We start from the raw sequence: 11,888 nt of genomic DNA, 5'->3' as shown, positions 1-11,888 counted from the left end.
CCTCAGGTCTTGGTGCGGAACTTGTGGATGGCGACCGGCGCCATCACCGCGGTGATCCCCACCGACCAGGCGACCGTCACCCACAGGTCGTGGGCCACCGGCCCGCCCACCATCAGACCGCGCGCGGCGTCCGCGAGCGTGGACAGCGGGTTGTAGTCGGTGAACGCCTGGAGCCAGCCGGGCATCGACTTCGTCGGCGCGAAGATGGACGAGCCGAACTGGAGCGGGAACAGCACCAGGAAGCCCATCGCCTGCACGGACTGCGCGCTCTTCATCACCACGCCCAGGGTGAGGAAGACCCACATGATCGAGGACGCGAACAGCGTGGCCAGGCCGACGGTGGCGAACAGCCCCGGCCAGTCGGTGATGTCGAAGCCGACCAGCACGGCGACGATCATCAGCACGGTCGTGGCGAACAGCATCCGGCCCAGCTCCACCGCCAGCTTGGCGAAGAGCACCGAGCCGCGGCCGATCGGCAGCGAGCGGAACCGGTCCATGACACCGCTGTTGAAGTCCTGGCTGAAGCCGGTGCCGACGCCCTGCGACATCGTCATGCTCATCATCGCCAGCATGCCGGGGATGACGTACTGCACGTACTGGTCCTGGCCGCCGCCGAGCGCCTGCCCGATGGAGCCGCCGAAGACGAACACGAACAGCAGGGTGAAGACGACGGGCATCAGCAGCGCGTCGAACATCGACTCCGGGTCCTGCTTGATCCACAGCAGGTTGCGGCGGACGAGGGCGCCGGTGTGCCGCAGGTGCCCGCGCAGGGTGATGCGGGAGTCCGCCGCGAGCGGGACGGGCGGGACGGTCGTGGTGGCGGCGCTCATACGGCGACCTCTTCGCGGGTCTCGGCGGGCGCGGCGTCCTGCGGGGCACTGGCGCGGTGGCCGGTGAGCGAGAGGAACACCTCGTCCAGGCTGGGAAGTTCGGTGACGATGGAGGAGATGGTGATGCCGCGCGCGGTGACCGCGCCGACGACCGCGGTGAGCTGCTCGTCGCTGAGGATCGGCACCAGCAGGGTGCCGGTCTGGTGGTCCACGGTGGTGGTGGCCAGGCCGGTGATGCCCAGCTCGTCCAGCGTGCCGGCGAGCGGCTCCAGCTGGAGCGGGTCCACCGGGCGCACCCGCAGGGTGCGGCCGCCGACCTTCGCCTTCAGCTCCTCGATGCGGCCGCCCGCGATGACCTTGCCCCGGTCCACCACGGTCAGCTCGGAGGCGAGCTGCTCGGCCTCCTCCATGTACTGGGTGGTGAGCAGCACGGTCACGCCGTCGCCGACCATCGCCTTCACCTCGTCCCAGACCTCGTTGCGGGTGCGGGGGTCGAGGCCCGTCGTGGGCTCGTCCAGGAACAGCACCTGCGGCCGGCCGATCATGGAGGCGGCCAGGTCCAGGCGCCGCCGCATGCCGCCGGAGTAGGTGGAGGCGGGGCGCTTGGCCGCCTCGGTGAGGGAGAAGCGCTCCAGCAGCTCGTCGGCGCGCAGCCGGGCGTCCTTGCGGGACAGGTCCAGCAGCCGCCCGATCATGTACAGGTTCTCCCAGCCGGGCAGCTTCTCGTCCACCGAGGCGTACTGCCCGGTCAGCCCGATCACCCGGCGCAGCTGCCGGGGCTGGCGCACCACGTCGTACCCGGCCACGAGCGCCTCTCCGGCGTCCGGGGTGATCAGGGTCGACAGGATGCGTACGAGGGTGGTCTTCCCGGCGCCGTTCGGGCCGAGCACCCCCATCACGGTCCCCTCCCGGACCTCAAGGTCGACCCCGTCCAGTGCCTTGGTCTCGCCGTAGTGCTTGACCATTCCCCGCACGGACACGGCGGAACGGCCGCCGCCGGGGTTGTCGTCGATTCGCGTCATGGCCAGGAGCATGCCAGGGGGCACCGACAAAGCACCGACAGCCGGCCGACAGCACCCCGGCACCCCCGGTGCCACCTGCGGGAAAAGGGGCAGCCCGCCGACAGGGGGAAGATCGGCGGGCTGCCCGTGGTGGTGCCGCAGTGGCTAGTGGACGGAGTGCTCCTCCGTCGGGAAGGCGCCGCCGACGACCTCCTCGGCGAACTCCTTGGCCGCGTCGCCCATGACCTCGCGCAGCGCCGCGTACTTCTTGACGAACTTCGGCACCCGGCCCGTGGTCAGGCCCAGCATGTCGGTCCACACGAGGACCTGCGCGTCGGTGTCGGGACCGGCGCCGATGCCCACGGTCGGGATGTGCAGCACCCGGGTCACCTCGGCGGCCAGCTCGGCCGGGACCAGCTCCAGCACGACGGCGAACGCGCCCGCGTCCTGCACGGCCTTGGCGTCGCGCAGCAGCTGCGCGGCCGCCTCCTCGCCGCGCCCCTGGACGCGGTAGCCCATGGCGTTGACGGACTGCGGGGTGAGGCCGATGTGGGCCATCACCGGGATGCCGGCCTCGACCAGCAGCTTGATCTGTTCGTGCGAGCGCTCGCCGCCCTCCAGCTTCACCGCGCCCACGCCGGCGTCCTTGACCAGCCGGGTCGCCGAGCGCAGCGCCTGCACCGGACCCTCCTGGTAGGAGCCGAAGGGGAGGTCGGCGACGATGAGGGCGCGGCCGGTGCCGCGTACCACGGCGGCGGAGAGCATGGTCATCTCGTCGAGGGTGACGGGCACGGTGGTCTCGTAGCCGAGATGGCAGTTGCCCGCCGAGTCGCCCACGAGGAGCACGGGGATGCCGGACTCGTCGAAGACGGACGCGGTCATCGCGTCGTAGGCGGTGAGCATGGGCCACTTCTCGCCCCGCTCCTTGGCGAGGGCGATGTCGCGGACCGTGATGCGGCGGGTGCCCTTTCCTCCGTACAGCGTCTTGCCGTCGGAGGGCTTCGTCTGGGCAGCCGAGAGCTGCGTCATGGCAACGGCTCCTTCAGTTCATCTCGAGGCGCCCTTTCGGCGTCCCCGGATCGTCTCCATGGTGGCACTTCGTGCCGCGGGTGGCCAGGGGGGACCCCCGGTTCGGGAGGGCGCCGCGCAATACCTCGGCAAAGGAATTCAGATACGAGACGGTTCCGTATCGTAATAGGAATACCCTCAGGCACATGACAACCTCCGTTCCCGCCCCCCGGATACCGGAAGCCGTGCACCGGCGCCGCTGGGCGATCCTCGGCGTGCTGATGCTGAGCCTGCTCATCGTGGTGCTGGACAACTCGATCCTGAACGTGGCCATCAAGACCATCGCCACCCCGGCGCCCACCGGCCTCGGCGCCACGCAGAGCGAGATCGAGTGGGCGATCAACTCGTACACGCTCGTCTTCGCCGGACTGCTCTTCACCGCCGGACTCATCGGCGACCGGCTCGGCCGCAAGAAGGTGCTGCTCGGCGGGCTGGTGGTGTTCGGCATCGGCTCGGCACTCGCCGCCGAGTCCGGCTCCCCGGCCCAGCTGATCACCTACCGCGCCGTGATGGCGCTCGGCGCCGCCTTCGTCATGCCCGCCACCCTGGCCGTGCTGATGAACGTCTTCGAGCGCTCCGAGCAGCCCAAGGCCATCGGCATCTGGGCGGGCGGGGTCGGCCTCGCCATCGCCATCGGCCCGATCACCGGCGGCGCGCTGCTGGACCACTTCTGGTGGGGCTCGGTCTTCCTGATCAACGTGCCCATCGTGGTGATCGCCGTCGCCCTGATGGTCTGGCTGGTCCCCGACTCCCGCGACCCGAAGCCCGGCCGCCTGGACCCCGTCGGAGTCGTGCTCTCCGTGCTCGGCCTTGTCCTGCTGGTCTACGGCATCATCAAGGGCGGCGAACTCGCCGACTTCACCGACGCCAAGGTGCTGGCCACGATCATCGGCGGCGTCGTCGTGCTGATCGCCTTCATCGTGTACGAGAAGCGCAGCGACCACCCCTCGCTGGACGTGACCTACTTCCGCGACAAGGTCTTCTCGGCCGCCATGGCCGCCATCGCACTGGTCTTCTTCGCCCTCATGGGCGTCACGTTCTTCGGCGTCTTCTACACGCAGAGCGTGCGCGGCTACTCGCCGCTGGAGTCCGGCCTGCTGATGCTGCCGCTGGCCGCCGCCCAGATGATCTTCGCGCCGCGCGCCCGGCTGCTGGTCGACCGGTTCGGCAACAAGGCCACCACCACCGCGGGCATGCTGCTGATCGCCGCCACCCTGGCCGCGTTCGCCGCCTTCGAGGCCGACACGCCCATCTGGCTGCTGGAGGTCGTCTTCTTCCTGATGGGCACCGGCATGGCGCACATCATGACCCCCACCTCGGTCGTCATCATGCAGGCCCTGCCCCGCGAGAAGGCGGGCTCCGCCTCCGCGCTCAGCAACACCTTCCGCCAGGTCGGCGGCGCCCTCGGCATCGCCGTGCTCGGCTCGGTGCTCGCCACCTCCTACCGGGGCGGCATCGAGGACAGGCTCGGCGCGCTACCGCCCGGTCTGCGCGACACCGCGGGCGAGTCCATCGAGGCCACCCTCGGCATCGCGGAGAAGCTCGGCCCGCGCGGCCAGGCCCTGGTCACACCCGCCTACGACGCCTTCCTGCACGCCATGCACGTCACCGCGCTGTGGGGTACGGGCGTCGCGCTGGCCGGAGCCGTCGTCGTCGCCGTGTTCCTGCCGGGCAGGCCGCCGGCCGGACAGAGCGGTGAACGCGAGCCCGAACTGATCGCCACCGGCGACTGAGCCGGCGGAGACCGGCGGGGGGAGGCCGCCGCTGCGGGACAATCCTCCGCAGCACACCGAGAGGACGACACCGACGTGAGCCTTGCCGCAGACCGGCCCGCGCAGCCCGCCCCCGCCCGGGGCAGGCCCCGCAGCGAGGCCGTGGAACGAGCCATCATCGAGGGCGTGATGAAGCTCCTTGAGGACGGCGTCCCGCTGGCCGACCTCTCCATCGAGCGGGTCGCGCGCACCGCCGGGGTCGGCAAGGCCACCATCTACCGCCGCTGGAGCGGCAAGGAGGAACTGTTCGTCGACGTCATGCGCGCCGCCGAACCCCCCGACCCGGAACTCCCCGGCACCTCCATGCGCGACGACCTCGTCGTCCTGCTGGAGACCCTGCGCCGCCGGGGGCTGGTCAGCCGCTCCTCGGCGATCATGCACAACGTCTACGTCCAGGCGAAGTGCAGCCCCCGGATCTGGGCCGCCTACGAGGCGAGCGTGATAGCGCCCCGCCGCGCACTCGCCCTGGACGTGCTGCGCCGGGGGCAGCGCGACGGCGAACTGTGCCCCGGCGTCGACGTGGAACTGGCCAACGACATGTTCGTCGGCGCCATGCTGGTGCGCACCGTCCTGCGCCCCGAGGCCGACCTGCCCGAGGGGCTCGCCGAGGAGATCGTCGACACTCTTCTCGCCGGCCTACGCCCCGTCAGCCCGGCCGCGCAGTAGTGCGGATGTGCGCGTTTCGTCACAGAACCCCGCTCCGACGGGGTTTTCCGGAACTGCCGGCGCCGCCTCGATCGTCATCGTCTTCCGAACGGCCGTCGACGTACGGCGGAACGAGACCGGACATCCCCTAGGGTCGTACACACACACGGGGGGATGACGGAGTGCACGGCAGGCAGTGAGGCAGACGGTATGGCGCAGCAGGCGTACATGACGGAGACGGACAACGGCGGCTCGGGGCCCGAGCGACCAGTGTCCCGGCTTCGGCGCCTGGCACACCGCCTGCTCGGCGGCTGGCGCGGCGACCCCCGGATCTGGCGCCGGGGCCTGTTCACGGCCGTGCTCGCGCTGCTGCTGGCGCTGGTGATGCTGGTGCACTCGCACATCCCCAACCGGCTCGGCAACCTCGGCAGCCTCATCGAGACCTTCCTGCCCTGGCTGGGCCTGGCGGTGCCGGTGCTGCTCGTGCTCGGCTTCCTGCGGCGGTCCGCCATCGCGCTGATCGCGGTGCTGCTCCCGGCGATCGTGTGGCTGAACCTGTTCGGCGGGCTGCTGCTCACCGACAAGTCGGCCGCCGGCGGCGACCTCGTGGTGGCCACCCACAACGTGAACGCCGACAACCCGGACCCCTCCGCCACCGCCCGTGACGTGGCCGCCTCCGGCGCCGACATGGTCGCCCTGGAGGAGCTGCCCGCCACCGCCGTCCCGGTGTACGGCGACGCGCTCAAGGCCACGTACCCCTATCACGCGGTGGTCGGCACGGTCGGGCTGTGGAGCAAGTACCCGATGAGCCAGGTCGAGCCGGTCGACATCAAGCTCGGCTGGAAGCGCGCCATGCGCGCCACCGTCTCCACCCCGGACGGCCTGGTCGCGGTGTACGTCGCCCACCTGCCCTCGGTGCGGGTGAAGCTGGAGGCCGGGTTCACCGCCCGGCAGCGCGACAAGAGCGCCGACGCGCTCGGCGAGGCCATCGCGGACGAGACGCTCACCCGGGTCGTGCTGCTCGGCGACCTCAACGGCACGATGAACGACCGCTCGCTGAACGCGGTGACCTCGCAGCTGCGCTCCACGCAGGGCGCGGCGGGCAGCGGGTTCGGGTTCAGCTGGCCGGCCGCGTTCCCGATGGCGCGGATCGACCAGATCATGGTCAAGGGCGTCGAGCCGGAGAGTTCCTGGACGCTGCCGCGCACCAACAGCGACCACCTTCCGGTGGCGGCCCGTGTGAAGCTCGACATGCCCTCGTAACCCGCAGGAATAGTGGCCTTGAAAGAGTTTGTTCCGTACGGGAACATAGAAGATTCCCCCGAGCCCTGTACGGCACCAGCTTTCTGAGAGGTCCCCTCATGCCCCTGGCCCTGCTCGCCCTCGCCGTGGGCGCCTTCGGCATCGGTACCACCGAGTTCGTGATGATGGGCCTGCTGCCCGACGTCGCGGACGACCTGCACATCTCGATCCCGACCGCCGGCCACCTGGTCTCGGCGTACGCGCTGGGCGTGGTCATCGGCGCCCCGCTGCTCGCCGCGGTCACCGCCCGGATGTCCCGGCGCACGGTACTGATCGGCCTGATGGCCCTGTTCGTCGCCGGCAACGCGCTCTCCGCGCTCGCCCCCGGCAACGAGTCCCTGCTCGCCGCCCGCTTCCTGAGCGGCCTGCCGCACGGCGCCTTCTTCGGCGTCGGCGCGGTCGTCGCCACCGGCATGGTCGCGCCGGAGCGCAAGGCCCGCTCGGTCTCCCTGATGTTCCTCGGGCTGACCGTCGCGAACGTCGCCGGTGTGCCCGTGGCCACGCTGATGGGCCAGAACCTCGGCTGGCGGGCCACCTTCCTCGGGGTCAGCGCCATCGGCCTGGCCGCGATAGCCGCGCTCGCGCTGCTCATCCCGCGCGACCACACCCACGCCACCGCGACCGGCCTGCGCCACGAGCTGGCCGCGCTGAAGTCCCTGCCGGTCTGGCTGGCGCTGGGCACCACCGTCGCCGGCTTCGGCGCGCTGTTCGCCGCGTACAGCTACGTCACCCCGATGCTGACCGACTCCGCCGGGTACGCCCCCGCCAGCGTGACGCTGCTGCTCGCGCTGTTCGGCGTCGGCGCCACCGCGGGCAACCTGCTCGGCGGGCGGCTCGCCGACCACGCGATGCGGGGCACGCTCTTCGGCGGGCTCGCCGCGCTCGGTGTCGTCCTCGCGCTGTTCCCGGTGCTGATGCGCGCCGAGTGGAGCGCGGCGCTCGGCGTGACCCTGCTCGGCATGGCCGCCTTCGTCACCGGCTCGCCGCTGCAGCTGATGGTGATGGAGAAGGCCGCCGCGGCCCCCTCCCTGGCCTCCTCCGCCAACCAGGCGGCCTTCAACCTGGCCAACGCCGGCGGCGCCTGGATCGGCGGCCTCGCACTGGCGGCGGGCTTCGGCGCGACCTCCCCGGCCCTCGCGGGTGCGCTGCTCGCGGTGCTCGGCCTGGGTGTGGCGGGCGTCGCGTACGGGGTGGACCGGCGGCGTACCGCCCTCTCGCAGGGCGAGGCGGCGACGGGCCGGCTGGTCGCCACGCACGTCCCTGAGCAGCAGGAACACTCCCACCGCTGACACCGGCCCGCGCACACCGTGAGGAGGGGCCCCGGCGAGACCGCCGGGGCCCCTCCGGGGCGTACCGCTACGCCCGCTCCCGCCACCCGTTGGTGATCGGCAGCCGCCGGTCCTTGCCGAAGCCCTTCGCGGAGATCTTCGTGCCCGGCGGGTACTGCCGCCGCTTGTACTCGGCGGTGTCGACCATGCGGAGGATGCGGACGACCAGCTCACGCTCGAAGCCCGCCGCCACGATCGCGTCGGCGCCCCGGTCGTGGTCCACGTACAGGTCGAGGATGGCGTCCAGCACCGGGTAGTCCGGCAGCGAGTCGGTGTCGACCTGGCCCGGGCGCAGCTCGGCGCTCGGCGGCTTGCTGATGGAGTTCTCCGGGATCGGCGGGGTCTCGCCGCGCTCGCCGGCGGCCCGGTTGCGGTACCGGGCGAGCCGGAACACCGAGGACTTGTACACGTCCTTGATCGGCCCGTACGCCCCCACCGAGTCGCCGTACAGCGTCGAATAGCCCACCGCCAGCTCGGACTTGTTGCCCGGTGCCAGCACCAGCTGGCCCTCCTGGTTGGAGACCGCCATCAGCAGCGTGCCGCGCAGCCGCGACTGGAGGTTCTCCTCCGCGAGGCCCGTCAGGCCCAGCGCGCCCATGTACGCGTCGAACATCGGCTCGATCGGCACCGTACGGAAGTGCAGCCCGGTCCGCCGGGCCAGCTCGGCCGCGTCGCCCCGGGAGTGCTCGGAGGAGTACTTCGACGGCATCGAGATCCCGTACACGTTCTCCGGGCCCACCGCGTCGCACGCGATCGCGGCCACCAGCGCCGAGTCGATGCCGCCGGACAGGCCGATCAGCACCGAGCGGAAGCCGTTCTTGGTCACGTAGGCCCGCAGGCCCGTCACCAGCGCGCCGTACATCTCCGCGTCGTCGTCCAGCCGCTCCGCGTAGCCGCCGAGGTGCTCCGGCTCGTACGGCGGCACGGGCTCCGGGGTGAGGACCACGCGGTCGATGCGCAGACCGTCGTCCACGACACCCGTCGGGGCGTCCGGGCCGGCGGCGGGCAGGTCGAGGTCCAGCAGCAGGCAGGTCTCCTCGAACTGCGGCGCCCGCGCGACGACCAGGCCGTCCGCGCCGACCACGATCGAGTCGCCGTCGAAGACCAGCTCGTCCTGGCCGCCGGTCATGGCCAGGTAGGCGGTGGTGCAGCCCGCCTCCTGGGCCCGCTTGCGGACCAGCTCCAGGCGGGTGTCGTCCTTGTCCCGCTCGTAGGGGGAGGCGTTGACCGAGAGCAGCAGCCCCGCCTGGGCCGAGCGGGCCGCCGGGACACGCCCGCCGTCCTGCCAGAGGTCCTCGCAGATGGCCAGCGCCACGTCGATCCCGCGCACCCGGACCACCGGCATGGTGTCGCCCGGCACGAAGTAGCGGAACTCGTCGAAGACGCCGTAGTTGGGCAGGTGGTGCTTGGCGAAGGTGAGGACCACCTCGCCCCGGTACAGCACCGACGCCGCGTTCTGCGGGGCGCCGGCCGGCTGGCCGTACCTGGGCTGCGCGGTCGCCGAGCGGTCGAGGTGGCCGACGACCACCGGCACCTCGCCGAGCCCCTCCGCGGCCAGCCGGGAGGCCAGCGTGCGCACGGCGGCGCGGGAGGCTTCGACGAAGGAGGAGCGCAGGGCGAGGTCCTCCACGGGATACCCGGTCAGCACCATCTCCGGGAACGCGACCAGATGCGCTCCCGCCTCGGCCGACCGCCTGGTCCGGCGGAGAACCGACTCGGTGTTGGCGGCGATGTCGCCGACCCGGGCATCGATCTGATTCAGGGCGAGACGAAGTTGAGGCACCCCGCCAGTGTAATCGTCACTCAGACGCGATGGGGGGCGTGAGGTGTCCGACACCCCACGCCCCCGTCACCGGCCGAAGCCGGTCAGTGGCCCTTGTACGACTGCACGTAGCCGTTCGAGGGCGAGCCCACGCCGGTCACGTCGTCGTAGCCCTTGACCGCGTGCAGCGAGCTGTCCTTGCCGAGGACGCGGACCGAGGTGGCCAGCCCGCCCGAGGCGTCCAGACCGTTCACGAAGTCGGTACGGGCCACCGCCAGGCCGGAGCCCGTCGGGTTGTCGGTGACGTCGTGGAAGACGCCCTTCTTGCCGTACCGCTGGTAGATCGACGGGTTGGCGAAGCCGATCGCCTTGCCGCCGCGCGCCTCCTGCGCCAGCGCCTGCACGGCCGCGATCACCGGCGCGGCCAGCGAGGTGCCGCCGATGCGGTACTCGCTGTAGCGCTGGGTCCCGTCCGGGAAGGTCTGGGTCTGGCCGACCAGGAAGCCGGTGTTCGGGTCGGCGATGGCCGCGATGTCCGGGACGACGCGGTTGCCGGCCTTGTTGTTGGCCGTGGCCAGCTTCTTCGGGACGATGCCCTGCTGGTAGTAAGGCTGCGGCACGGTCTTGCTGGTGCCGCCGCCCGCGCCCGAGGTGAAGGCGCCGGGGAAGGCGTCCCAGCTCTTGCCGTCGGCCGACAGGTTGGCCTTCTGGGTGCCCCAGCCGGTCTCCCACTGGTATTTGTCGCCCTTGCCGACCGCCAGCGAGGTACCGCCGACCGCCGTCACCCAGGCCGAGTTGGCGGGGGTGTCGACCTGCTTCACGCCCGAGGCGGCGACCTGGTCGCCGTCGTCGCCGGAGGAGAAGTAGAAGCCGATGCCCTGCACCGCGCCGAACTGGAACACCTGGTCGTAGGCGGCGGCCAGGTCGGGCGTCTGGTTGCCCTCCACATCGCCCCAGGAGTTGGAGACGATGTCGGCGAGGTGGTTGTCGACGATCTTGCTGAGCGAGTCCAGCAGGTCGTCGTCGTAGCAGGACGCGGCGCCCACGTAGGTGACGTCCGCGTTCGGCGCGACCGCGTGCACGGCCTCGACGTCGAGGGTCTCCTCGCCGTACCAGCCGGAGGCCCCGCACTCCTCGGTCTTGGTGTAGTCGGCCGGCAGCACCTGGTGGAGCTGGCCGGTCTTCCACGCCGCGTCGCCGTGCTTCTTGGCGTAGGAGCCCGCGTCGTAGGCGATGGTCGGCGAGGCGTACGCGTCCGTGATGGCGACGCGCACGTGCTTGCCGGTGTACTTGCCCGCGCCGTAGGCCGGGCGGAGCTGCTTGCCGGTGTACCCCTTGACCGCGTACGGGATCTTGTGGCCGTAGGCGTCCGGCAGGCTGCTCGCGGTGTTCGAGCCGAAGTAGCTGGAGAACGGGCCGGCGTTCTTGAACACGGCGTCCGGCGGCGGAAGCTGCTCGTCGTGGTCCGACTTGTGCGGCGCGTTGTCCAGGCCGGACACGGTGAGCACGGCGCCCCTGAGCGAGGCGGGCGCGGAAGCGGTCTTCGCCGGGGCGCGGTAAGTCCGCTTGCCCTTCGCGTAGTTGTGGAGCTGGGTGCCGAACGCCTTCTCGGCGGCGGCCACGTCACCGGAGACGGCGACGTAGTGCGCGGTGACCCCGGTGACCGTCAGACCGGCCGACCTCAGCCAGGACTTGACGGCGCTCACCTGGGCCTTGGTGGCCCCGAAGCGGGCCTGCGCCTGCTCGGCGCTGAGGTGCTTGCCGTACAGCGGCGAAGCCGGGTCGGAGACGGCCTTGGCGTAGGCCGCCAGCCCGGCCGCGTCCCGCCCGGCCAGGTAGACGCGGGCGTTCACCCGGGCGCTGTCGGCGGCGGCGCCCTTGTCCGCCTTCGCCGTGGCCCACAGCGGCCGGGTGCCCGTCAGCGCGTTGCGCGCCGGGCCGTCCGCGTGGGCCGCGGGTATGCCGAGCGCCAGCGCCCCGGCGATCATCGGCAGCGTCGCCGCCATGCTCACACCGGCGCGCGTCTTGGCGCGGTTGGATCTCATAGAACCCCCTGCGATGCGTTGCGCATGCATGTCGTGTCCGGTACGTCGCGGATGCGCGCCGGTGAAGCGGCGGTGTCGACCGGCGTGGAGATCGCACGACGGGGGCCACTCTGGCCGATGAACCGTTCATGTCAG

9 protein-coding genes are annotated in these 11,888 nt (G+C 71.5%); 4 read left to right on the top strand and 5 right to left on the bottom strand.

What is annotated here, in order from left to right; translation table 11 throughout:
• Positions 1-2 precede the first annotated feature (2 nt).
• The 3 genes from ABZ898_RS10645 to panB form a co-directional block, all read right to left on the bottom strand.
• Complete coding sequence (locus tag ABZ898_RS10645; protein ID WP_361655444.1) at positions 3-830, bottom strand: ABC transporter permease; 828 nt, start codon at positions 828-830, stop codon at positions 3-5.
• Positions 827-1,852, bottom strand: coding sequence for an ATP-binding cassette domain-containing protein (locus ABZ898_RS10640; RefSeq protein ID WP_361655442.1), 1,026 nt, complete (start codon positions 1,850-1,852; stop codon positions 827-829). Before ABZ898_RS10640 ends, ABZ898_RS10645 begins: the two co-directional genes overlap by 4 nt.
• A gap of 144 nt (positions 1,853-1,996) precedes the next feature.
• A complete protein-coding gene (gene panB, locus ABZ898_RS10635) occupies positions 1,997-2,860 on the bottom strand; it encodes a 3-methyl-2-oxobutanoate hydroxymethyltransferase (RefSeq protein WP_361655439.1) in 864 nt (287 codons plus the stop codon).
• Between the two features lie 185 nt (positions 2,861-3,045).
• Between panB and ABZ898_RS10630 the strand changes: the two genes are divergently transcribed.
• From ABZ898_RS10630 to ABZ898_RS10615, 4 genes are all read left to right on the top strand, one after another.
• Positions 3,046-4,632: an MFS transporter gene (locus ABZ898_RS10630; protein WP_361655436.1), complete on the top strand. Its 1,587-nt coding sequence runs from the start codon at positions 3,046-3,048 to the stop codon at positions 4,630-4,632.
• A 75-nt stretch (positions 4,633-4,707) separates the two neighbouring features.
• Positions 4,708-5,337 carry a TetR/AcrR family transcriptional regulator gene (locus tag ABZ898_RS10625; RefSeq protein ID WP_361655434.1) on the top strand — a complete coding sequence of 210 codons (630 nt, stop codon included), beginning with the start codon at positions 4,708-4,710 and terminating at the stop codon, positions 5,335-5,337.
• Between the two features lie 189 nt (positions 5,338-5,526).
• On the top strand, positions 5,527-6,579 hold the full coding sequence (locus ABZ898_RS10620; RefSeq protein ID WP_361655431.1) for an endonuclease/exonuclease/phosphatase family protein: 1,053 nt from the start codon (positions 5,527-5,529) through the stop codon (positions 6,577-6,579).
• Positions 6,580-6,677: 98 nt separating this feature from the next.
• Positions 6,678-7,907, top strand: coding sequence for an MFS transporter (locus ABZ898_RS10615; RefSeq protein WP_361655429.1), 1,230 nt, complete (start codon positions 6,678-6,680; stop codon positions 7,905-7,907).
• 67 nt (positions 7,908-7,974) lie between these two features.
• Here the strand turns inward: ABZ898_RS10615 and ABZ898_RS10610 are convergent, their stop codons facing one another.
• Together ABZ898_RS10610 and ABZ898_RS10605 are read right to left on the bottom strand one after the other, a co-directional pair.
• Entirely contained in the window at positions 7,975-9,729 is a 1,755-nt protein-coding gene (locus ABZ898_RS10610; protein ID WP_361655426.1) for an NAD+ synthase, read from the bottom strand.
• Positions 9,730-9,812: 83 nt separating this feature from the next.
• Positions 9,813-11,753: a S53 family peptidase gene (locus tag ABZ898_RS10605; protein WP_361655423.1), complete on the bottom strand. Its 1,941-nt coding sequence runs from the start codon at positions 11,751-11,753 to the stop codon at positions 9,813-9,815.
• Positions 11,754-11,888 lie beyond the last annotated feature (135 nt).

Origin of the sequence: Streptomyces sp. NPDC046860 (genome assembly GCF_040645115.1) — a bacterium.
Classification (GTDB): Bacteria; Actinomycetota; Actinomycetes; order Streptomycetales; family Streptomycetaceae; genus Streptomyces.
Note: the sequence above shows the minus strand (reverse complement) of the source record. Positions and strands in the feature narration are given on the sequence as shown.

What these genes read in the sequence shown, in the direction of transcription:
- ABZ898_RS10645 (WP_361655444.1), bottom strand. Translation starts at nt 830, where the DNA reads ATGAGCGCCGCCACCACGACCGTCCCGCCCGTCCCGCTCGCGGCGGAC.
- ABZ898_RS10640 (WP_361655442.1), bottom strand. Translation starts at nt 1,852, where the DNA reads ATGACGCGAATCGACGACAACCCCGGCGGCGGCCGTTCCGCCGTGTCC.
- panB (WP_361655439.1), bottom strand. Translation starts at nt 2,860, where the DNA reads ATGACGCAGCTCTCGGCTGCCCAGACGAAGCCCTCCGACGGCAAGACG.
- ABZ898_RS10630 (WP_361655436.1), top strand. Translation starts at nt 3,046, where the DNA reads ATGACAACCTCCGTTCCCGCCCCCCGGATACCGGAAGCCGTGCACCGG.
- ABZ898_RS10620 (WP_361655431.1), top strand. Translation starts at nt 5,527, where the DNA reads ATGGCGCAGCAGGCGTACATGACGGAGACGGACAACGGCGGCTCGGGG.
- ABZ898_RS10615 (WP_361655429.1), top strand. Translation starts at nt 6,678, where the DNA reads ATGCCCCTGGCCCTGCTCGCCCTCGCCGTGGGCGCCTTCGGCATCGGT.
- ABZ898_RS10605 (WP_361655423.1), bottom strand. Translation starts at nt 11,753, where the DNA reads ATGAGATCCAACCGCGCCAAGACGCGCGCCGGTGTGAGCATGGCGGCG.